Origin of the sequence: Chitinophaga deserti (assembly GCF_003149455.1) — a bacterium.
Taxonomy (GTDB): domain Bacteria; phylum Bacteroidota; class Bacteroidia; order Chitinophagales; family Chitinophagaceae; genus Chitinophaga; species Chitinophaga deserti.
In genome coordinates, this window is record NZ_QFFK01000003.1 from 163,153 (window position 1) to 186,463 (window position 23,311).

19 protein-coding genes are annotated in these 23,311 nt (G+C 52.0%); 9 read left to right on the forward strand and 10 right to left on the reverse strand.

The genetic code is table 11. The annotated features are described in order from the left end of the window. Positions 1-143 precede the first annotated feature (143 nt). From DEV76_RS07930 to argS, 3 genes are all read left to right on the forward strand, one after another. Complete coding sequence (locus DEV76_RS07930; protein WP_232826904.1) at positions 144-1,499, forward strand: OmpA family protein; 1,356 nt, start codon at positions 144-146, stop codon at positions 1,497-1,499. 114 nt (positions 1,500-1,613) lie between these two features. After that, a complete protein-coding gene (locus tag DEV76_RS07935; RefSeq protein ID WP_109696952.1) occupies positions 1,614-2,201 on the forward strand; it encodes a porin family protein in 588 nt (195 codons plus the stop codon). Positions 2,202-2,306: 105 nt separating this feature from the next. Then, a complete protein-coding gene (gene argS / locus DEV76_RS07940; protein ID WP_109696954.1) occupies positions 2,307-4,238 on the forward strand; it encodes an arginine--tRNA ligase in 1,932 nt (643 codons plus the stop codon). A 57-nt stretch (positions 4,239-4,295) separates the two neighbouring features. On the opposite strand, the gene DEV76_RS07945 is transcribed toward argS, so the two are convergent. From DEV76_RS07945 to lepB, 3 genes are all read right to left on the reverse strand, one after another. After that, positions 4,296-5,240: a tetratricopeptide repeat protein gene (locus tag DEV76_RS07945; protein ID WP_198651983.1), complete on the reverse strand. Its 945-nt coding sequence runs from the start codon at positions 5,238-5,240 to the stop codon at positions 4,296-4,298. 96 nt (positions 5,241-5,336) lie between these two features. Then, entirely contained in the window at positions 5,337-5,825 is a 489-nt protein-coding gene (locus tag DEV76_RS07950; RefSeq protein WP_109696958.1) for a cytidine deaminase, read from the reverse strand. A gap of 106 nt (positions 5,826-5,931) precedes the next feature. Further along, on the reverse strand, positions 5,932-7,095 hold the full coding sequence (gene lepB, locus DEV76_RS07955) for a signal peptidase I (protein WP_109696960.1): 1,164 nt from the start codon (positions 7,093-7,095) through the stop codon (positions 5,932-5,934). 166 nt (positions 7,096-7,261) lie between these two features. On the opposite strand from lepB, the gene DEV76_RS07960 reads away from it, so the two are divergent. Further along, positions 7,262-8,161 (forward strand): MerR family transcriptional regulator, encoded by a 900-nt coding sequence (locus tag DEV76_RS07960; protein ID WP_198651984.1) that lies wholly within the window; start codon positions 7,262-7,264, stop codon positions 8,159-8,161. Positions 8,162-8,395: 234 nt separating this feature from the next. Here DEV76_RS07960 and DEV76_RS07965 read toward each other — a convergent pair whose 3' ends face one another. The 3 genes from DEV76_RS07965 to DEV76_RS07975 are packed head-to-tail and all read right to left on the reverse strand — an operon-like array spanning position 8,396 to position 10,423. Further along, entirely contained in the window at positions 8,396-9,052 is a 657-nt protein-coding gene (locus DEV76_RS07965) for an alpha/beta hydrolase (protein WP_109696964.1), read from the reverse strand. Beyond that, on the reverse strand, positions 9,045-9,191 hold the full coding sequence (locus tag DEV76_RS26265) for a helix-turn-helix domain-containing protein (RefSeq protein ID WP_109696966.1): 147 nt from the start codon (positions 9,189-9,191) through the stop codon (positions 9,045-9,047). The genes DEV76_RS07965 and DEV76_RS26265 overlap by 8 nt, the downstream gene beginning before the upstream one ends. Before the next feature lie 47 nt (positions 9,192-9,238). Continuing rightward, on the reverse strand, positions 9,239-10,423 hold the full coding sequence (locus DEV76_RS07975) for a sigma-54-dependent transcriptional regulator (protein ID WP_109696968.1): 1,185 nt from the start codon (positions 10,421-10,423) through the stop codon (positions 9,239-9,241). A 181-nt stretch (positions 10,424-10,604) separates the two neighbouring features. On the opposite strand from DEV76_RS07975, the gene DEV76_RS07980 reads away from it, so the two are divergent. Together DEV76_RS07980 and cysM are read left to right on the forward strand one after the other, a co-directional pair. Next, positions 10,605-11,408 (forward strand): serine O-acetyltransferase, encoded by an 804-nt coding sequence (locus tag DEV76_RS07980; protein ID WP_232826905.1) that lies wholly within the window; start codon positions 10,605-10,607, stop codon positions 11,406-11,408. Positions 11,409-11,413: 5 nt separating this feature from the next. Further along, on the forward strand, positions 11,414-12,298 hold the full coding sequence (gene cysM / locus DEV76_RS07985) for a cysteine synthase CysM (RefSeq protein WP_109696970.1): 885 nt from the start codon (positions 11,414-11,416) through the stop codon (positions 12,296-12,298). A 360-nt stretch (positions 12,299-12,658) separates the two neighbouring features. On the opposite strand, the gene DEV76_RS07990 is transcribed toward cysM, so the two are convergent. Together DEV76_RS07990 and DEV76_RS07995 are read right to left on the reverse strand one after the other, a co-directional pair. Next, the gene (locus DEV76_RS07990; RefSeq protein ID WP_109696971.1) at positions 12,659-13,642 is read right to left on the reverse strand and encodes a pyruvate dehydrogenase complex E1 component subunit beta; all 984 of its coding nucleotides are present in this window, start codon (positions 13,640-13,642) and stop codon (positions 12,659-12,661) included. Between the two features lie 84 nt (positions 13,643-13,726). Next, positions 13,727-14,899 carry an acetyl-CoA C-acyltransferase gene (locus DEV76_RS07995; RefSeq protein ID WP_109696973.1) on the reverse strand — a complete coding sequence of 391 codons (1,173 nt, stop codon included), beginning with the start codon at positions 14,897-14,899 and terminating at the stop codon, positions 13,727-13,729. Positions 14,900-15,019: 120 nt separating this feature from the next. Here DEV76_RS07995 and dnaG point away from each other — a divergent pair, with 120 nt between their 5' ends. Further along, positions 15,020-17,020: a DNA primase gene (gene dnaG / locus DEV76_RS08000; RefSeq protein ID WP_109696975.1), complete on the forward strand. Its 2,001-nt coding sequence runs from the start codon at positions 15,020-15,022 to the stop codon at positions 17,018-17,020. Between the two features lie 14 nt (positions 17,021-17,034). Here dnaG and DEV76_RS08005 read toward each other — a convergent pair whose 3' ends face one another. After that, positions 17,035-17,526: a dihydrofolate reductase gene (locus DEV76_RS08005; protein ID WP_109696977.1), complete on the reverse strand. Its 492-nt coding sequence runs from the start codon at positions 17,524-17,526 to the stop codon at positions 17,035-17,037. Then, positions 17,523-18,317, reverse strand: coding sequence for a thymidylate synthase (locus tag DEV76_RS08010; RefSeq protein WP_109696979.1), 795 nt, complete (start codon positions 18,315-18,317; stop codon positions 17,523-17,525). The genes DEV76_RS08005 and DEV76_RS08010 overlap by 4 nt, the downstream gene beginning before the upstream one ends. A 657-nt stretch (positions 18,318-18,974) precedes the next feature. Here DEV76_RS08010 and DEV76_RS08015 point away from each other — a divergent pair. Next, complete coding sequence (locus DEV76_RS08015) at positions 18,975-21,938, forward strand: SusC/RagA family TonB-linked outer membrane protein (RefSeq protein WP_109696981.1); 2,964 nt, start codon at positions 18,975-18,977, stop codon at positions 21,936-21,938. Positions 21,939-21,963: 25 nt separating this feature from the next. Continuing rightward, positions 21,964-23,250, forward strand: a complete 1,287-nt coding sequence (locus DEV76_RS08020; protein ID WP_109696983.1) for a RagB/SusD family nutrient uptake outer membrane protein — start codon at positions 21,964-21,966, stop codon at positions 23,248-23,250. Positions 23,251-23,311 lie beyond the last annotated feature (61 nt).

The window sequence follows — 23,311 nt, forward strand, 5'->3', positions numbered from 1 at the left end:
AATGATTATGCCAACGGATGGCAATATGAAATTATGTCAGTTTCCGCGCTAACTGCTTTGTATATAGATTAAAAGAATGTCTTCCCTTATAGAACACAGTCGGGTGTTTTTTGTTTTCAAGTATGTACACAACCGACATTCATATGAAAAAAACCATGTTACGGTGGGTCATTTGCGCCATGACCGCATCTCCCCTTCTCAGCGTTGCCCAATCCACAGAACCAACCCCCAACAGCCATAGCAGCCTCTTCGGTGGCGGTGGCATGAATTACAGGACCTTCTCTATCGGCATTAACGGCGGTATCACAGCCCCTTCCGTTCTCATTGGCGGCAGCAACGATTTCACCAAATCGCTCATCAGCTATGGCTACGGCGCATACGCCAAATGGCAGATCCTGCATTTCTTTAGTCTCCGGGCCGACTATATGGGCGGCCGCCTCAAAGGCGACCAGAGCCGCGAACTGGGAGACGGCAGCAAACCCAACAGAGCAGTAGAATCTTTCGAGACAAAGCTGAAATGGACCGCCAGCCTCAGCGGGGTATTTAATTTCGCCACTATCAACTGGGCTTACCGCAAACCCATTGCCCAGTTATACGCCTCCGTGGGCGGTGGCCTCGCCGGGTACAGCCCCACCATCAAACCTGCCGGCGGCACGGAAACGGATTATAAAACAGACGGCAACATCCAGGAACTCATTATTCCTGTTGGCGCCGGTATCAAGTTCAGACTCAATGACTTCATGAACCTCGACCTGGGGTATACCATGAACTTTACCGATGGCGACAACCTCGATGGCTTTAAGTACGGTACCGCCAAAGACAAGTTCTCCTATGGCTATGCCGGACTTGAATTTGCCCTCGGTTCCCGCACCAAGCCCCAGCTGCAATGGCATAACGCCCCTGCCGTGATGTACGACGACCTGGCCGCCCAGCGCGACCGCCTTAAGGCCGAACTGGATGCCGCTAACGCCAATAATGCCAAACTGGCCGCAGATGTAGCCAAGCTACAGACAGACAGTGATGGCGACGGTGTTTCCGATATTTTCGACAAATGCCCCGATACCAAGGCCGGCGATAAGGTAGACGGCTCCGGCTGCCCGCTGCCCAAGCCCGAAGTGGTAAAACCACCGGTACAGGTTATTATTACGGACGACGACCGCCGTCTTGTTCGCAATGCCATCGACAACCTGGAGTTTGAAACCGGTAAATCCAACATCAAACCCAAATCTTACGCTTCACTGGATGAAGTAGCCTCCCTCCTCACCCGTAAGAACCTGAGCCTCAAACTGGCAGGCCATACCGATAACACCGGTAACCGTGCGCTCAATATGCGCCTTTCCAAAGACAGGGCCGAGTCAGTAAAAGCTTACCTCGTTGGCAAAGGTGTAAACCCCAGCCGTATCGAAGCTACCGGCTATGGACAGGATCAGCCCATTGCAACCAACAAAACTGCAGCAGGCCGCCAGCAGAACCGCCGTGTGGAATTCACTATCTACTAAAACAATCTGTCAAAAGATAATGACAACATGACAAAAGCCCCTCCGTTCACTCCGGAGGGGCTTTTTGCTGATCCGGCATGCATTTTGTTAAAACATGCATTCCAATTTTAACATATGACAAAAAAAGCCATCTTCCTATTCCTGACCGTATCTCTTTTCAGCCTTACAACACTGGCACAGCAGGTAAAATTCGGTGTAAAAGGAGGTCTCAACATTTCCAGGCTTACCAATAACGACTATGCGAAGAGCCGCGCCGGTATATACCTGGGCGGGTTTGCCCGTGTAGGCCTCACAGAAAACTGGAGCATCCAGCCGGAGCTGGTGTATTCCGGGCAGGGCTATGTAGCCGATCCCCCGATCTTAGACGACTATACGGTAGCCATTAATTACATCAACCTGCCCATTATGGCTCAATATCATATTATCCCCGAGTTCTACCTCGAAGCAGGCCCGCAGATCGGGTTCAGGGTAGCTGCCAGGGTGAAGGACGACGGAAATTCATATGATGTGGGCGACGGATATAAAGGTCTTGACCTTGGACTGGGCTTTGGACTGGGATATGATTTCGATTTCGGGCTGGGTGTGGGTGCACGTTATAATTTCGGTCTTACCGACGTCAGCGATGCACGCGAGAAGCACGCCAATTCCGTTGCCCAGTTTGGTGTAACCTATACTTTCGGCAAATTCAGCATCAGAAAATAATTATAAAGGCAGTAGCCTATAAAACCCACAGCAGCGCGCCGAAAGGCCGCTGCTCTTTTTTTTGCCCCTCCGATCTGTTACCTTTGCCCTCTACAATTGATTTCCATGAGCGTAGTTGCTTCTATTAAACAAGCCGCCGCGGCGGCTGTACAGGCGCTGTACCAGCAGCCTTTCACCGCGGCGGATGTATCCGTAAATACCACTAAGCCCGAATTCGAAGGCGAGTATACCATCGTTGTGTTTCCCTTTACGAAATTCAGCCGCCAGAAACCTGAAGAAACGGCACAGACAATAGGTACCTGGCTGGCAGCCAATCATCCCGGCCTCGTTGCAGGCTTCAATGTGGTGAAAGGCTTCCTCAACCTTACCATCCATGATCAGACCTGGACGGCCTTTGTACAGGGTGCGCATCATAACGCCCTCGTAGGCCAGCAGCCTGCCAACGGCCAGAAGGTAATGGTGGAATACTCCTCCCCCAACACCAACAAACCCCTCCACCTGGGGCACCTCCGTAATAACTTCCTCGGCTTCTCCGTATCCGAGATCCTTAAAGCCAATGGCTATGAAGTGATCAAAGCTAACCTGGTGAACGACCGTGGTATTCATATTTGCAAGTCCATGCTCGCCTGGCAGCTTTTTGCCCATGGCGATACTCCTGAGACCACAGGCAAGAAGGGCGACCACCTCGTGGGCGACTTCTACGTCCACTTCGAATCCATCCTGCGCGACCAGTCTGAACCCATCATCTCCCGCGTACTGGAAGGTGATTTCAGTGACTTTGACGGTGAGCAACTCGAGCGTATCACTAAACTGCATACTGCGCTGCATAAGCCGGAAGTGCAAAACGATAAAGAGAAATCCGGTAAGGTAAAAGACGAAATAAAAGAACTCTCCCGCAACCGCACCGAGATCATGGCACAGGCCAAGATCATGCTGCAGCAATGGGAAGCAGGCAACCCCGAAGTACGTGCCCTGTGGCAAACCATGAACAGCTGGGTATACGAAGGCTTTGAAGCTACTTACAAACGCCTCGGTATCGACTTCGATAAAATGTATTTCGAAAGCAACACTTATCTGCTCGGGAAAGACGTGGTGGAAGAAGGCCTCCGCAAAGGCGTGTTCTTCAAAAAGCCCGACAACTCCGTATGGATCGACCTAACGTCAGACGGGCTCGACGAAAAGCTCGTGCTCCGCGGCGACGGTACTTCCGTATACATCACACAGGATATTGGTACGGCAAGGCTGAAGTACGACGACTATCACATGAACCAAAGCATTTACGTGGTAGCCGACGAACAGAATTACCACTTCAAAGTACTGAAGCTCATTATGCAGAAGCTCGGAGAGCCTTCGGCAGATGGTATTGCCCACCTCTCCTATGGTATGGTGGAACTGCCTCACGGCCGGATGAAGAGCCGCGAAGGTACCGTTGTGGATGCTGATGATCTCGTGGAAGAAATGGTGACAACCGCTGCCAGGTATACCGAAGAACTCGGCAAGGTGAAGGACTTTACGGAAGAAGAACTGCGCGAACTGTACGAGACCATCGGCCTCGGCGCTATGAAATTCTTCCTCCTGAAAGTGGATCCGAAAAAGAAAATGGTATTCAACCCGGAAGAGTCTATCGATATCCATGGCTTCACCGGGCCGTTCATTCAATACAGCCATGCCCGTATCCGTTCCATCCTGCGGGAGTTCTCTTCAGGTGATATGCAGGCGCTTGAAAGCTACCGGCATACGGATGCGCTGCTGCCCATGGAAAAGGAGCTGATCATGATCAACGAGCAGTTTGGCGATGTACTGGCAGAAGCAGGCCGGGAATTAAGTCCTTCCGTGATTGCGAACTACGCCTTCTTACTGGCGCAAACATTCAACTCCTTCTACGCTAAAAAGGAAAGCGGTAAGTATACCTATTCCGTAAGGGATGCGGAAAGCGAAGACAAGCGGAAACTGCGTTTGCAGATCGCATCGCTGACTGCCAATACCATCCGGCAATCCATGAAGTTCCTGGGCATCAGGGTACCTGAAAGAATGTAGGAAATAAGAAACTGCCGAAATGTCAATGACGTCTGTCATTGACATTTCTTTTTGCCCCTAGTGTAACTGCAGCGCCTGATCGCAGATGCGCTGTCCCTTCACCACTTCACCCGAGCATATATAGGATTTCCCGAGCATGAACATGGCAAAAGCGTTCTGCGGTTGCAGCACGAGTATCCTGTTCCACTGCATGGCTGCCTGTGAGTAGTTTTGCTGTTTAAAAAAGGCATGCGCCAGCTGCTGCATGATTTTAATGTCAGAAGGGCGAATCTGCAGTGCTTTCTGGAGATTCTGAATGGCGTCGGCATAAGCGGCCTGTTGCAGGTAGGCCACACCCAGGTTTGCATAAAGATCCGCATCGCCGGAAGTACCGTACCTGGCTGCCATTTCGAATGCGCCGGCTGCGTTTTTGTAGTTTTCCATATTAAAATGCATCATTCCTGATTCCAAATATAAATCTGCTGAAGTACTATCCGTCTTCAGTGCTTCTTCGTATATTCTGAGTGCTGCCGCATAATTTTCCTCCTGTGCATGGAGGCGCGCCAGTTTAATCCGGAGGGCGGGCTGCCAGGGATCATCCCGCAGCGAGCGCTCTATTGCCCTGATGGCTTCTGCAGGCTGGTCTAGTGCCGCATAACTCATCCCTATAATAGCATCCATGGCAGGGGCTCCCCGCTCCTGCGCCCTGCGGGCCCAGGTTAAAGCATCTTCCCACTGCTTCAGTTCAAAGCACACCTCCGCAAGGCCTGCCAGTGCTGCAGGCTCTTCCGGTATTATCACCAGTAATTTCAGGAATTGCTGCCGGGCCAGCTCTGGCTGTTGCCTCAGGCGGTGCAGAATGGCCAGATGAAGATAGGCAGCAGAAAAACGGCGGTTAGCCGCTATAGCCGCTTCAAAACATTGCTCCGCATCATCCAGCTCACCACGCAGCATATGCTGTTCTCCTTTGCGGTATAATTCGGTAGCAGGGTCACCGCTGAAGGGCGGAACCATCACGGCCATGGACGGAATTGCCGGGCCGGCTAAGCATAGGATAAGGATAATACGGTATAGGAACATCTTTCAATGCGCTTAGGCACTGAATCAAATATATATAATTTATTTCATACTAGTAGCAGAAAATGATAAAGGCATCAGGTCGCCGCTTTTAGCGATGGCAATTACCTCCCCGGTTTGCCCGGATAAGATAAGGCGGATGGGGCGGGCATAGCGGGCCTCGTATTCTACCAGCGTTTGGCGGCAGATGCCACAGGGGGCAATAGGAGTTACGGAGGGAGCCAGCTCATTATTATAGCTCACGGCGATGGCAACCACCGGCACGCCGGGGTATATGCTGGAGGCGGCGGAAAGTACGGTGCGCTCGGCACAGATACCTACCGGGTAGCTGGCATTTTCCTGGTTGGTGCCGGTAACCACCTCCCCGTTCTCCAGCAGGGCAGCTGCCGCAACACGGAAGCGGGAATACGGCGCATAGGCAGATGCGGTGGACTGCCGGGCTTTGTCCAGCAGGGCGGCGTCTGCAGGCGCAAGGGCGCTGCTGTCTGCATATGTCTCGAACTCGATAATGTGCCGGGCTTTGTTTTGCATGGAAAGGCGTTTACATAAAAAGGGCAGTCACGCTGCGGTCCGAAAGTACATTTTTTTCGGGATGCGGGCGTGACTGCCATTATATACTGAATCAGTAAAAAGTACCTTATTTGATGGTACGGAAGAGGCGGCTCCAGCGGATGCCGTTTTTACCGTAGCTCATCCAGATCATCCAGGCTTTACCCACGATGTGGTCTTCAGGTACAAACCCCCAGTACCGGGAATCGAGGGAGCGGTGACGGTTGTCGCCCATCATCCAGTAGTAATCCATTTTGAAAGTGTAGGTGGTGGCGGGCTTACCGTTGATGATAAACTCGTTGGGGCCCTTTTCTTCCAGTTTGTTTTCTTCATACACCGCGATGATGCGGCGGTACAGCTCAATGGAAGCACTGTCGAGCTTCACGGTTGCGCCTTTTTTAGGAATGTAGATAGGGCCGAGATTATCAATGGAGTATTTGAATTTGGAAGTATCATGCGGCCAGATTTCAGTGCTGCCGGGATAAACGTTTGGCGTTACACCGGTAACGGTTCCACCAAAGCCTGCGATAGTCCTGGCTTCACCGGGTGTGAGGTTATATTGTTCGCCGGGGGAATGCTCAATACCCAGCTCTTCGAGGCGGATGGGATTAAGATCGCTGTTATCGCTGGTAGCCACCGTGTAGTTACGCTGCCCGTTTGGCGGGGGCGTTTCGGGTGTTCCGTTCACGATCACGATTCCGTCGCGCACTTCGAGGCTGTCGCCCGGGATGCCCACACAACGCTTGATATAGTTTTCACGTTTATCAACCGGCCGGGAGATCACGCGATAGGTATTCCAGACATAATCACGCCCGTTTTTACGAACTTCTTCTGAATACACGGAGTTTTCCTGTATTTCGAGAGCCACGGTATCACCTTCAGGGAAGTTGAATACCACAACATCGTTCCTTTTTACTTCACTGAAACCGGGTAAACGGCGGTATTTCCACTGAATGGCTTCGGAGTAGGCTTTGGTATATTTCGTAAGGGGAAGTGTATGATGGGTAAAGGGCACCGCCAGTGGTGTCATGGGGATGCGCGGACCGTAGCTAACTTTGCTGACAAAGAGGAAATCATTGACCAGCAGCGTTTTTTCCATGGAAGGCGTAGGGATGGTATAGGCCTCGAATATGAAAGTACGTATCAGCGTAGCCGCAATAATGGCGAAGATGGCCGCATCCAGCCATTCCCGCACGGCGGACTTCTTTTTCTTCGGCTGGCCGTCCTTCTTCCTCCAAAAAACCAGATTCATGCGATGTGTTTTAGTTTATTTGATCAACAAATATAATATTCTGTTAATTGTCAGCCCTTTTTTCTCCCGATAAAGTTTTCTTAAAAAAATACCACGTAAGTTACCAAATGAAAACAGCGGTTGAACCACTTTCTTTTTATTTTTGTTTAATTCTATATCCAGAACATTGAACAGCTTCACGATAAAAGATATTGAAAGCCTGACGGGCATAAAAGCGCATACCATCCGCATATGGGAACAGCGCTACAATGTACTTCGTCCCAAACGGAAAGACACGAATCACCGTGTTTATGACAATGGGGATCTGAAGCACATCATGCGTATTGCCTACCTCTACCGCCATGGCTACAAGATATCCAAGATCGTGGGGATGACGGAAGAAGAGATTAAACAGCTTTCTCTGGAGGAAACCGGGCAGAACGGCAACCACCTGCACCAGGTGTACATCAATCAGCTGGTGGAAGCCATGATCGACTTCGACCAGGTCCGTATCGAAAAAATCTTTCATAACATCCTTCTCCGCATGGGCTTCGAGCAATGCATGCTGAAGGTAATATATCCCTACCTGGAGCGCATAGGGCTGCTCTGGCTGGTAGATTGTGTTATTCCCGCCCAGGAACACTTTGCCGCCAACATCATCCGTAAAAAGCTGATTGTGGCGATAGACGGGCTGGATATCCCCGAAAATCCCAAAGAATCCTTCATGGTATTCCTTCCCGAAGGCGAATGGCACGAGATCCCCCTCCTTTTCATGCATTACCTGCTCAAAAAGCACGGCTGCAGGGTGGTGAACTTCGGCGCCAACGTACCGCTGGAAGATCTCCGTTTTTATACCGACCGCAAACAGGTAGACCAGATCTATACCCACATTATTACCAACTACCCCCAAAGGGCGCTGGATAATTTCGTGAAAGACCTTGGCCGCCTCTTCCCCGGCATCCCGGTTACCATCTCCGGCCCGCAGATCGCCCGTATCTCCGTACCTCTCCCTGAAAACGTGAAAGTGCTCCTCTCTATGGACGAGGTGCTGCAGTTTGCACGCCGTAAACCTGTCCCCGCTTCCTGATAATACTTACTTAATGCAGGGTTACTGAAGGGTAAAAGAAGGGTTAATGTATATCATCTGTATATAAAACCCGGTAAAACCCAATACAGTAAAGGTTTTATATACCTGAATACCGGGTACGATATACATTCAGTAAGTAAGGAGTATCCCTGAAGTAGGCCCGGCTATACATAGCATTCCTCATTTACAAGGCATAAAAAAGCCCCGGTCCTGCAAAACCGGGGCTTTAATTATTTACAACAGGTTCTTTTCCAGAATGAGGCTGATTTCAGGGGCGCGGTTCATGATCATGAAATGCCCGCCCTTAATAATCGTATGCGTGGGAGAAACGTACCGCCGCGGGAAAGGCCGGTCGCTGCTGCCATGGATGTGTAATAGGCCGGGAGGCGCCCATTCATTGCTCCATTGCAGCACGTTGTTGAGTGCCCAGCGCATGTAGCGGAGGTCTTTTTTGCCCAGATATGCATCCAGCAGGCTGCGTTCTTCATCGCTCTGACATTGCATGAACAGGCGTACTACAAACTGGCGGTTGGTGAACAACAGCCTGTCTGGCAATGTGCGCAATACCTTACGGGCAAAGTTGTTGTAATATGGCGGCAGCTCAAAACGGTTCTTTACACTGGAAATCAGTACCACCTGCCGAACAGGCATCTGCCTGGCGATCTCGATGCTCATCATGCCCCCGAAGGAAAGTCCTACGAGGATAGGATCGGGGTGCATGATCCTGCGGGCCATGCGCACGGCATATTCCGCAATGGGTTCGTCTGCATTCAGCGGCGTGATCCAGGGGAGGTAATGAACGTCACAGTCGGCCGGGAATACCAGCCGTTCAAACACCCGTTCATCGGCACCAAGACCGCTGATGAGGTATATATGTCTGCGTTCACTCATCTCCACCGGCAGTTTTCCGGATGCCGTAACGCTCCATCTTGTTGTAAAGATGGCTGCGCTGGATATCCAGCGCCTGAGCAGTTTTGGTTACGTTTCCTCCGTTCTTTTGCAACATGAATTCGATGAATATCTTTTCCACTTCGTCGCGAAAGTCGTGCAGCTTCGTTAAAATCAGCAGCTCGTCATTCAGGTAGTGGCTTTTTTTTTGTCGTGGTTAGGCACTACATAATTCTCCACATCATCGGCCGAGATGGTTTTGCCGGAGAGGATCACCAGTCTTTCCACCACATTGCGCAGTTCGCGGATGTTACCCGTCCACTGATGGTTCTGTAATGCTTTCATGGCGTCTTTATCCGCCTGTTTCCTTGCCATGCCGTATTCCGCACACACCAGGTCGAGGAAATGATCTACCAGCAGGGGAATATCATCGCGCCGGTCGTTTAGGGAAGGCACGTGAATGAGGATCACGCTGAGGCGGTGATAGAGATCGAGGCGGAAGTTTTTTTCTTCCACTTCTTTCAGCAGGTCTTTATTGGTAGCGGCCACTACACGCACATCCACACTGATTTCTTTATCGCCCCCTACCCTGGTGATTTTACCTTCCTGCAGGGCGCGGAGCACTTTTGCCTGCGCGCTGAGGCTCATATCACCGATCTCATCGAGGAAAAGCGTTCCGCCGGTAGCCTGTTCGAACTTACCGATGCGTTGCTTCACAGCAGAGGTGAAAGAGCCTTTCTCGTGACCGAACAGTTCGGATTCGATGAGCTCGGAAGGGATGGCGGCGCAGTTCACTTCTACGAGCGGACCGTTTGCACGGTTGCTGTAGGTATGAATCCAGCGGGCTACGAGTTCCTTGCCGGCGCCGTTTTCTCCGGTTACGAGTACGCGTGCGTCGGTAGGGGCTACTTTATGAATGGTATCCTTAATCCGCACGATGGGTGCAGATTCGCCGATCATGTCGGGTGTTTTATTCACTTTCTTGCGCAGCGTTTTGGTTTCTGCCACGAGGGTGGTTTTGTCCAGCGCATTGCGGAGGGTGATGAGGAGGCGGTTGAGATCGGGCGGTTTGGAGATATAATCGAAGGCCCCTTTCTTCACGGCATCTACCGCGGTTTCGAGGTTACCGTGGCCGGATACCATGATGATGGGAACGTCTCCATTTATTTCACGGGCTTTCTCGAGAAACTCGAGTCCGTCCATTTTAGGCATTTTAATATCGCAGAGTACGGCGTCGTAGGTTTTGGCCTGGAACATTTTAAAGCCTTCTGCTCCGTCTGCCGCTTCGTCGATTTTGTATCCTTCGTAAGTGAGGATTTCGGAGAGCGTTTTCCGGATGCTCTTTTCGTCGTCGATGATCAGAATGTTGGCCATAGATTGTCTATTATTTTAAACAGGGCAAAAATAAAGGAAAACGGCCGATGTAGCACAATTCACTTACTTTATACGGCACTGAAATAAAAAAATATCCATGGACGGGGGTTTTAAGCACATAAAGTCTACCAATCTTGTTGGTTTTATCAGTAATTTTAGCCCGACACAGGTAACTATCGTTATGATGCACCAACTACTCGAATTATTGAAACTGCGGCACGCTGCGGCCGGCGTTGTGCCCTATCCCAGTTCGGAAGCTGTCTGGCAGTTCTGCAACGACCTGATCAACTGGCTTTTTCCCGAGCATAGCGGCCGGGTGATGGATGATGCAGCCATTGAGCAGTATGCCGTGCGGCTGGAAATGCAGCTGAACGACCTGCTGATGCACATCCCTACCCAGCTCACCGAGTCTCCCCAGGTGGTAAGCCGCCAGTTTATGGAGATGGTACCCGGTATTTATGCAGACCTGACGAAAGATGCGGAAGCCATCCTCCAGGGTGATCCCGCGGCTACCTGTCTATACGAAGTAATCAGGGCATATCCCGGCTTTGCCGCCATTGCAGCCTACCGGGTGGCCCACGGGCTTCATTTGCTGGAAGTACCCCTCCTGCCCCGCGTAATTACGGAATACGCGCATGCAAAAACGGGAGTGGATATTCACCCTGCGGCAGAGATCGCACCGTATTTCTGCATTGATCATGGAACGGGCATCGTAATCGGTGAAACCACCGTGATAGGCCCGCATGTTAAAATATACCAGGGCGTTACGCTGGGCGCCCTGAGCATCGATAAAACGATGGCCCGCGCCAAGCGCCACCCCACTATTGAGGAAGGCGTGGTGATCTACGCTGGCGCCACCATTCTGGGGGGCGATACGGTAATCGGCCATCACAGCGTAATCGGAGGGAACGTGTGGCTCATCAAATCGGTGGAGCCGCTTTCCAGGATATATTATAAAGCAGACGGAAGTATAAAAGTCACTTAAAAAGTATGAGCTCAGTTTTGGATTTAGTGGGCAACACCCCCATGGTGGCCCTGCAGCGCATCCCGGAAAATCCCGATGTAACTATTTACGCCAAGCTGGAAGGCACTAACCCCGGCGGCAGTGTGAAAGACAGGGCGGCCTATGGCATGATCAAAGGAGCGCTGGACCGCGGAGAGATACGCCCCGGTATTAAACTGATAGAAGCCACCAGTGGAAACACAGGCATTGCCCTGGCCATGATCGCCAACCTCTTCAATGTGGAGATAGAGATCGTGATGCCGGAAGATGCTACCCGCGAGCGCGTGCTGACCATGGAAGCTTTTGGCGCAAAGGTTACCCTCACGCCAAAGGAGCAAAGCATGGAAGGTGCCATTGATTACGCCCATGCACAGGTAGCTAAAGGCGGTTTTCATATGCTGAACCAGTTCGCCAACCCCGATAACTATGGTATGCATTACCGTACTACCGGCCCCGAGATATGGCGCGATACGCAGCATGGCATCACCCACTTCGTATCTGCCATGGGCACTACGGGCACGATTATGGGTGTTTCCCGGTTCCTGAAAGAAGTAAACCCGGAAGTTCAGATAGTAGGCTGCCAGCCTACAGACGGCAGCAAGATACCCGGTATCCGTAAATGGCCGGAAGCTTACCTGCCTAAGATATTCGAGCGGCAGCGGGTAGACAGGGTTATGGATATCTCAGAAGCCGAAGCCCGTGTTATGACGAACCGCCTGGCACGTGAGGAAGCCATTTTCTGCGGTATGAGCAGCGGAGGTGCTGTAGCGGCGGCTGTGAGGCTTTCCCGGGAGCTTACAAGTGGCGTGATTGTTGCCATTATTTGTGACCGGGGCGACCGATATCTGAGTACCGACCTTTTCGGACAATAATTCAACTCTTTATATCATCAACCATCAGTCAATCCGGCCGTGCCTCTTCGGGGGCACGGTTCGCTATTTTAGCCCTGTTTCCCCCTTTCCCTATCTCTTTGTTAACCAGCTACATATACGCATCAAGTCCACCTCATGTCCACCTCACCTCCACCTACTCTCTTCACTTGAAGTCCATTTGCCGTACTGTTGACGCCCTCTTCCCGTACTCTTCCCGTATGCTTCCGGTATTGTTTTCGTACTGCAATATCCTGATGGCAGGTATACCGGGTAGCAGGATGCGGGCTTAGGTAATGGGCATAAAAAAACTGCGCCCCCTGTTGGGAGCGCAGCTGTAAATATGCACTGTAAAGTTGACTTCTATTTCTTCATGTACATTACTTCCTTCACCAGTTTCACGGTACGTTCCACATCGGGGAGGTACAGTTTTACGAGGTTGGGAGCGTAGTGCATGGGAGCATCCACAGCGGTGATACGGCGGATAGGCGCGTCCAGGTAGTCGAAACCTTCTTTCTGGATGCGGTAAGAGATCTCGGAGGATATGCTGGCGAAGGGCCATTGCTCTTCCACGATCACGAGGCGGTTGGTCTTCTTAACAGACTCCAGGATGGTGAACCAGTCGAGGGGACGGATGGTACGGAGGTCGATTACTTCGGCTTCGATACCTTCTTTTGCCAGCTCTTCGGCTGCGCCGAGGGCTACTTTCATCATTTTGTTGAAAGACACGATGGTAACATCTTTACCGGCGCGTTTGATATCTGCTTTACCGATGGGGATGATGTATTCTTCTTCAGGAACTTCACCCATATCGCCATACATCTGCTCGGATTCCATGAAAACCACGGGATCTTCGTCGCGGATAGCGGCTTTGAGGAGACCTTTCGCATCGTAAGGATTAGATACGGAGATCACTTTCAGGCCTGGGATATTGGCATAATAGCTTTCAAATGCGGTAGAGTGCTGTGCACCCAGCTGGCCTGCGGAACCGTTAGCTCCACGGAAAACGATGGGGCAACCCACCTGTCCGCCGGACATTGCCAGCATTTTGGAGGCGGTATTGAGGATCTGGTCGAGGGCCAGTACGGCGAAGTTCCAGGTCATGAATTCCACCACGGGACGAAGTCCGTTCTGGGCAGCACCTACGCCGATTGCGGTAAAACCAAGCTCTGCGATCGGGGTATCGATCACGCGGCGGGCGCCGAACTCATCGAGCATTCCCTGGCTAACTTTGTAGGCACCGTTGTACTCTGCCACTTCCTCTCCCATCAGGAACACCCGTTCGTCACGGCGCATTTCTTCCTGCATGGCTTCTCTTAAGGCTTGTCTGAAGGCTATCTGACGCATTTGATTCTTTACTATATGTTTAATGATGTTCCTTTTTGAAAAGGCAGGGCAAATTTATCGTTTGTTTCCCAAAAAGCAAAGGAATTAGATTTTCTCTATCACCATTGCACTGGCACCGCCTCCCCCATTACAGATCCCGGCTACGCCGAAACGGCCGTTTTCCTGCCGCAGGATGGAGGTAAGGGTAACGATGATACGCGCCCCGGAACAGCCGATAGGGTGCCCCAGTGCCACTGCGCCGCCCCATACGTTCAGTTTTTCGTTGGGGATGCCCAGATCTTTCCCGTTGGCCAGCGCCACGCAGGAAAAAGCTTCGTTAATTTCCACAAAATCCATATCGCCCATACCCAGTTTCGCTTTAGTCAGCGCTTTATTTACGGCCAGCACGGGGGTGGTAGTAAACCATTCCGGCGCCTGGCTGGCATCCGCAAAGCTTACAATACGCGCCAGCGGCTTCAGGCCAAGTTCCTTTACCTTCTCCCCGCTTACCAGTACCACGGCGGCAGCACCGTCGTTGATCTTGGAAGCATTGGCAGCCGTCACCGTCCCGTCTTTCTGAAAAGCGGGCTTCAGCGTGGTCATTTTATCGAAATTCACTTTCTTGTATTCTTCATCGTCGCTCACGGTAACCGGCGTTTTACCGCCTGTGCTCACCGGAACGATTTCCCCGGCGAAGTAGCCTTTGCTCCACGCATCAGCGGAGCGCTGGTAGCTCTGTTTGGCGTAGTTATCCTGATCTTCCCGGGTAATTTTATACTCCGTGGCGCAGATCTCGGCGGCGTTGCCCATATGGAAGTCCTTGTAAGGGTCCCACAGCCCGTCGCGCAGGATGCCGTCGATCACGGAACCATGGCCAAGGCGGTAGCCGTTACGGGCTTTATCGAGGTAGTACGGGATGTTGCTCATGGATTCCATGCCACCGGCCACCACAATGTCGTTATCGCCCAGCATAATGCTCTGGGCGCCAAGCATAATGGCTTTCATACCGGATGCGCATACTTTATTAACCGTTGTACAGGGTACGGTGTTGGGCAACCCGGCGTAGAGGCTCGCCTGGTTGGCGGGCGCCTGGCCGATGTTGGCGCTGATCACATTACCCATGTATACTTCCTGCACCTGCTCCTTGTTTACGCCGGCACGCTCCAATGCGGCCGTGATCACCGTTGCGCCCAATGTGGTGGCAGGCACGGAGGCCAGTGCGCCGTTGAATGCCCCGATGGGGGTTCTGGCTACGGATACGATAAATACTTCTTTCATAACTGATTTTTCCGGGTGTTTTGGTGGAATCTGACAAATATACCGAATTGACCGACTGCCGCCAAAACGCCCGCCGTTCGCTAAAATTCCGTTAAGTTTGCAGATACACTACTACCGGCATTGATCACTCAGAATACCATACAACAGATCCTCCACCGCATCGATATCATTGATGTGGTAGGAGCTTTCGTGAAACTGAAGAAACGGGGCGCCAATTACATGGGCCTCTGTCCTTTCCATAACGAAAAATCCCCCTCTTTCACCGTTTCCGGTACCAAGGAAATCTACAAGTGCTTCGGCTGCGGCAAAAGCGGCAACGCCATCAACTTCGTCATGGAGCACGAAAAGTACTCCTATGTGGAAGCCATCCGGTGGCTGGCACAGCGGTACCAGGTGGAAATAGAAGAAACGGAGGTAAGCCCTGAAGTCAAAGCCCGCCAGCAGCAGGCAGAGAGCCTGTTCATTATCAATAACTTCGCCCGCGACTACTTCGTAAAAACACTGTTTGAAACCGACGAAGGACAGAACGTGGGCCTCTCCTATTTCGAAGAGCGCGGCTTTTCGGAAGAGATCGTACGCAAGTTCCAGCTGGGGTATGCCCTTAACCTCCGGGAAGCCTTCGTCCGCGAAGCGCAGCATAAGGGCTACAACCTCGAATACCTGCAGAAAACGGGCCTAGTCACCGTCCGCAACGATCAGCCGATAGATAACTACCGCGGCCGTGTCATCTTCCCCATTCACAACCAGAGCGGGAAAGTACTGGGCTTCGGCGCGCGCATCCTCGTTAAATCCGACAAGGCTCCCAAATACATCAACTCCCCGGAGAACGATATTTACGTTAAAAGCAAGGTGCTCTACGGCACCTACTTCGCGCGGCATGCCATCGACAAGCACGATGAGTGCCTGCTGGTGGAAGGCTATACCGACGTAATATCCCTGCATCAGGCGGGTATCGAAAACGTGGTGGCATCGTCGGGCACCTCGCTCACTACCGATCAGCTGCGGCTCATCAAGAAGTACACGAATAACCTCACCATTCTGTACGATGGCGATAACGCAGGTGTGAAAGCAGCGCTCCGCGGGCTGGACATGGCCATTGAAGAAGGCCTGAACGTGAAGCTGGCCCTTATCCCCGATAAGGAAGATCCGGACAGCTACGTAAGAAAGATAGGCGCAGAAGCGTTCCGACAGTTTATTCTCGACAACAAGCAGGACTTCGTCCTTTTCAAGCTGCACGTTTCCATGAAGGAAGCGGGCAACGATACCTCCCGCAAATCTCAGCTGGTAAACGAGATCGCGGAAACCATTGCGCGGATCGACAAAGTAGAGGATTTCACCCGCCAGCAGGATTACATCCGCCAGTGCAGCCAGTTACTGAAGATCGATGAAGAGCGGCTGGTAGACCTTGTAAACAAATTCATCCGCGAACGCCTTGCCAAACAGGCGCTCAACGAACCTTCCAATAAAAAGAAAGGCGGTTTCGACGCCCCTCCCCCGCAGGACGACGGTCCTTCCCTCGCGGAAATGTACCCCGAGTACTTCCCCGATGGCGGCGATGCTCCCGCTGCTCCCACAGAGAATATCTTCAACACTTCCGAGCGGCAGGAAAGGGAACTCATCAAGATACTGCTGCGCTTCGGTGATAAGATCTTCGATGAAGAACAGCAGACCACCGTGGCCGATTACATCTTCCACCTGCCATACGATTTCGAATCCCTGTCGGAAAACGAAGTGGTAAAACGCATCCTCCGCGAATACAAGGAATCGTACGACCAGGGCACCATCCCGGATAAAAAGATGTTCCTTTACCACCCCGATGATGAGGTGGCGCGGAACGTGGCCATTATTCTGGAAGACAAGGAAGCCGAGCTGAGCGCGGCATGGAGAGACAGGTTCGAGATCAAAACCGTGTATGGAGACGATGCTTTCCGGCGCGATACCATCAGCTGCAGCAACTACCTCATCATCCGTAAGATCCAGAAACTGATCGCGGAAAACCAGCAGGAGCTAAGCGTAGCCACAGACTATGAAGCACAGGTTCGCTGCCTTGAGATGGATAAGCACCTCAAGCAGATCATGAAGGAGCTTACAGAGGCTGTAGGTACCGTAATTTTCAAGTAAACATCAAGGGAAAACTAAATGCGCTCCCACGTCTCGAACGTGAAGGCATAGGCATGCCTGTCATCAGCAGGATGCTCTTCTGCATGTACGCGCTTCCATTCCGCGGGGTTCACGTCGGGGAAGAAGGCATCGCCTTCGAAAGTGCCGTGCACACGGGTGAGGTAGATACGGTCTACCTGGTTCCACGCCTGCCGGATGATCTCCATCCCTCCTATCACAAAAATCTCTTTCACATCATCCCTCTCCGCAATGGCCAGGGCACCGGCGAGGGAGTTGGTAATGGTAACGCCTTCGGCGGCATAATCCTCCTGCCGGGTGATGACGATATTATGCCGGCCTTTGAGGGGCTTCCCGCCGAGGGATTCCCAGGTTTTGCGGCCCATGATGATGGGGAACCCGTAGGTGGTGTTCTTAAAGAATTTGAAATCGTCGGGCAGCTTCCAGGGAAGCTGGTTGTTGATGCCGATGACGTTATTTTCAGATGCGGCTACAATAACAGAAATCATACGGCAACGGGGGCTTTGATATGTGGGTGAGACTGGTAGTTTTCCAGTGTAAAATCTTCGTATTTGAAAGAGAAGATATCTTTCACATCCGGGTTAATCTTCATAACCGGCAGGGGGAAAGGTTCGCGTTCCAGCTGGAGGCGAGCCTGCTCGAAGTGGTTATTGTACAGATGTACATCCCCGAAGCTGTGAACGAATTCGCCGGGCTGCAGTCCGCATACCTGTGCGATCATGAGCGTCAGCAGGGCGTATGAGGCGATGTTGAAGGGGACACCGAGGAAAACGTCGGCACTGCGCTGGTAGAGCTGGCAGCTGAGCTTACCGTTTGCCACATAGAACTGGAAGAGGCAGTGGCAGGGGCTGAGGGCCATTTCGGGCAGTTCTCCCACATTCCAGGCGTTTACGATGAGGCGGCGGGAGTCGGGGTTCTTTTTGATCTGGTCCACTACGTCGCGGATCTGATCATAGGTTTTACCGTCGGCGCCTTCCCAGCTGCGCCATTGTTTGCCATAAACGGGGCCCAGGTTGCCATCCGCATCGGCCCACTCGTCCCATATCTTCACCCCGTGGTCCTGCAGATAGCGTACGTTGGTATCGCCGTTGAGGAACCACAGCAGTTCGTAAATGATGGATTTAAGGTGAAGTTTCTTGGTGGTAACCATGGGGAATCCCTTTGCAAGGTCGAACCGCATCTGGTAACCGAAGCAGCTACGGGTACCGGTGCCGGTACGGTCCGTTTTATCTGCTCCATGATCAAGGATATGTTGGAGAAGGTCTTTATACTGTTCCATATACACTGCAAACTTAATGGTAAATGCAGAATTCCGGGCCAGTTTTCTCCTGACATCATGTGGATAACCTCATGAATGTGCCCGGATAACAGTACAAATTACAGGATGGATTAATATAACCTAAAAGCTGCACATAAACAAATCTCATTTTTCTCAAATTTCGTTAATCTGCAAAAGTGAGTATGCCCCCACGACGTTACAACAGCATAAACCGGCACGGAGCCTAACATCCGTGTTATAAAGAATTGAAAAACAGCACCTGGAACCGCAAATAGCAATAGCAGCGCCACGAATTGAAAAACAGGACTTATCAAAACAATTAAATCGGGCAGGGGCAAGACAACTATAGATGTATGTAGCAGAAAGGCCATATCAGTATGCCGGAAGCAGCCCGGCAGGACGCAGGTACGCAATTAAGACATATGCAACAGAATCCAGACCCGAAGCAAGCCGGCATTAACCCGCCGGAAGGATGCCATGAATTCACGCGGCTATAGCCCGTGCGAACCCGTATGCATTACCACTACCTGCCAGTAACACGTATTATCAACCTCTAAATCAATTACAACATGCACAACGCCACAGATTCGTAGCATTTCCTGTTAAACCACATTTTTATCAACCTCCTCTATTATCAAACCTCTAAATCGCCAGAACATGCATTTCCTAAAACAATGTACCTGGCTGCTCATCCTGCTCTGCAGTGCCATATCGGCGCATGCCCAGCAGCGTGTAAGCGGCCGCGTTACGGACAAAGAGGGCAACGGATTGCCCGGAGTAACGGTCCGTATCCAAAACACTAACCGCGGAACCGTATCAGACATACAGGGCCGCTTCAGCCTCGAAGCCAATGTGGGCAACACCCTCGTATTTTCCTTCACAGGATACAAAACCGTGCAGCAGGCAGCTTCCGCCGGCGCAATGAACATTCAGCTGGAAGAAGACTTCGCCAACCTGGATGAAGTGGTAATCACCGGCCTTGCCACTTCCGTAAAACGCAGTAACCTCGCCAACGCCGTGGCTACTATTTCCGCCAAAGAGCTGTACGGTGTGGCTCCTGCCCAAACCTTCGACGCTGCACTCAGCGGTAAGATTCCCGGCGCACTCATCACCGCCAACTCCGGCGCTCCCGGTGGCGGTATGTCCGTTAAAATGCGCGGCGTTACTTCCATCTTCTCCAACAGCCAGCCGCTGTATGTGGTAGATGGTATCTTTATCAGTAACGTATCCGTTCCCGCAAACCTCAACATCATCACCGCAGCTTCGCGCGCAGGGAACGAACAATACCAGGATAACCCTTCCAGCCGCGTAGCAGATATCAACCCGGATGATATCGAAAACATCGAAGTACTTAAAGGTGCCTCCGCTGCCGCCATCTACGGTTCCAAAGCCGCAGCAGGCGTGGTTATCATCACCACCAAGAAAGGCCAGGCAGGGCGCACCGTGGTACGTGCCAGGCAGGATGTGGGCTGGACGCAGGCCCGCAAACTTCTCGGCATGCGGCACTTCACCGAACAAACCGCTTTCGATAAAGGCGGCGCCGCAGCAAGAGATGCATTTATCGCCGCAAGAAACGCCGGTAAACTGTTTGATCATGAAAAAGAAATGTACGGTGAAAAAGGCCTGCTCCTCAACACCAATGTAAGCGTAACCGGGGGCGACGAACGCACCGGCGTCTTTTTCTCCGCCAACCGTAAGGATGAAGACGGTATCATTAAAAACACCGGCTATTCCAATAACTCCCTGCGCCTGAACGTAGACCACAAACTCAACAACCGCATATCCGTTGGTTTGCGTGCCACGTATATGAAAACATCGGCAGACCGCGGCCTTACCAATAACGACAACAACTCTGTCAGCTATGGCGTTGCCCTTTCCGCTGCTCCGGAGTATGTGCCCCTGCTGCCCGATGCCAATGGCAACTATCCCCTGCTCGTAGGCGGACAGAACCCCATCGAAACACGCGATAAAATGCGGAACAATGAATCCGTTAACCGCGTGATCACCGGCGGTGAAATCAAGGTGAACCTGCAGGAAAACACCAAAACCAATACCCGCCTCATTGTTCGCGGAGGTGTGGATTACTTCCACCTGAAAACGGAAGCCATCTTCCCCCGCTCCCTTCCATTTATGAAAGACAACCTGGAAGGTGCGTCTATACAGGGTAATACCAGCAACCTCAACTCCAACCTCGCCGGCATCCTCGTAAACCAGTTTGCTGCCAACACCAAACTGAACTTCACCACATCGCTGGGCGCCACGCTGGAAACCAATTACCTCGACCTCATCGTTGCCACGGCTACCAACACCACGCCGTTGCAAACGAACGTAGACATGGCCGCCAACGCCGCATTGCAGCAATTCCGTACCAAATACCGCGATAATGGTATTTTCATTCAGGAAGATGTGCTGATCATGGACGCTATTTCCATTGGCGCAGGTGTACGCTTCGACCGGTCTACCAACAACGGCGACTATAAGAAATACTTCGTGCTGCCCAAAGCATCCTTCTCCTGGAACCTGGCAAAAATGCCATTCTGGAAGATGCAGCTCATCAACAGCTTAAAGATCCGCGCAGCTTACGGGCAGTCGGGTAACGTAGCGCCTTACGGTGCAAGGTTCCTGGCCGCACTGCCTAACAACATCGGCGGCAACGGCGGTGTACTGGTAGATAACCAGCTGGGTAACCCCGACATCAAGCAGGAGAAACAGGCTGAGTTCGAAACCGGGTTAGACGTGAGCTTCCTCAACGGACGGTTAACCCTGGAGGCTACCTACTATAACAAAAACATCTACGACCTCCTCATCCGCCGTAACCTGCAGCCATCTACCGGCTTTACGGCACAGTGGCTCAACGCGGGTGACCTTCGCAACCAGGGTATCGAAATCGGTATCGGTGCCATACCCGTTAACACGAAGAACTTCCGCTGGAACACGCATGTCAATTTCTGGAAAAACAAATCGAAGATCACCAAGCTGCTGATTCCTCCCTTCCCCATGGGCGCCTTCGGCAACTCGCTGGGTAACTTCTATATCGAAGAAGGCAAATCAGCCACCCAGATCATCGGTACCTTGGGCGCCACACCCGGTATAGGAGTGCTCGGGAATTCTGAACCCGACTTCCAGCTGAGCACGCTCAACGAAATCAGTTTCCTCAAAAATTTCAGCTTACGCTTTATGCTGCACTGGAAAAAAGGTGGTGACAACATCAACCTCACCCAGCTGCTGAACGATCTTAACCAGACCTCGCCCGACTATGACGATGATAAGAATGGTAACGGTATTAAAGATGGCGACGACCGCAATACCGCATTCGGTAAAGGCGAAGCCGCAGGATTTGTGCAGGACGCGTCTTACGTGCGCATTCGTGAAATAGGGCTTTACTACGAAGTGCCCGTTCCACGGAACAAATACATCACCGGTGTGAATATAGGCGCATCACTGAACAACTGGATTACCTGGACGAAGTATAACAGCTACGATCCGGAATCTTCCAACTTCGGTTCCAACACGCTTTCCACCGCCACTTCAAGAGGCAGCAACGGCTTGTCTTCCGGTGTGGAAGTAATGCCTTACCCGGCATCGAAGCGCGCCACTTTCCACGTGACTGTAACGTTCTGATTGTTTTAACCGAAAAGAATTTAACATGAAAAAGCATCTGATCATATTGTTGGGATCGCTCATCGGTCTGGCTGCCTGCCAGAAGGGAGAAATTCCCAACCTCAACAGTCCCATCGTGGACGACGCCATACGCAACGGCACCAAGGTCAAGCTCGATAACCTCATGGTGGGGCTGGAATCCGGCACGCGTAACAGTTTAGCCACCTACTACGACGCCATCGGCCTCATAGGCCGGGAGATCTACCGCATGTCTGCCTCAGAGCCGCGGTATACCAAAGAGCTCATGGGCGATGGTGCGCTGGACAATAATACTTTCTACATCACCAACCCATGGTCTGCCCGCTACCGCGTAGTGCGCCAGGGCAATATCATCCACGACGTGGTGGCCAATGCCACTTACCTTTCGGATGCGCAGAAGAAAGGCTATACCGGTTACACCAAAACCATCATGGCTTATCAACTGCTGATGAACCTGAACATGACGTATACCAACGGGGTGCGTACCGATGTGAAAGACCCCAATAACATCGGGCCGTTTAAAGGGTATCCTGAATCGCTGGCCGATATTGCTGCGTTGCTGGACGCGGGTAAGGCGGAGCTTACCGGTTCCGAAATAGCTTTCCCCATTACCATCGGCGCTACCAATGCAGCGGCTGTCATTAAGTTCAACCGCGCCCTTGCAGCTCGTGTGGCCATTTACCGGCAGCAATGGGCAGCAGCGCTCACAGCACTGAACGAGTCTTTCTTTGACCTTAACGGTCCGTTCGAAAACGGGTATTTCCATTCATTCAGTAATAAATCCGGCGACCAGCTGAACCCCTTGTTCCTGCCGCAAAACACCACTTCCGGTGAGTTCAGGGTAGCTACTCCCTATTATGTGGCCCAGATCCTCCCGGGCGACGACCGCATTGCAAAGGCCACACTGCGTACAGAACCAGCCTCCCAGCTGGGGCTTGTCAGCAACCGCGATGTATGGATCCATAAAAGCAATGAAGCACCGGTATTCATTATCCGCAACGAGGAACTGATCCTGATCTATGCGGAAGCTAAAATCCAGCTGAACCAGATACCGGATGCCATTGTGGCTATTAACCGCCTCCGCGTAGATCATAACCTGACGCCTTATGCAGGCGGTATAACACAGGCCGCGCTGATCAACGAAATGTTGTATCACCGCCGGTACTCCCTGTTCGCAGAAGGCCACCGCTGGATAGATATGCGCCGGTATAACAGACTGGCCGACCTGCCCAATCCCCGGCCGGGAGATAAGGTTTGGGAAAAATTCCCCATCCCGCTTACAGAAGGAAACTGATTAGAGGAGAACGATAAAAACAAGAAGGGCGCCCCTGTAAAGAGGCGCCCTTTTTCTTCTA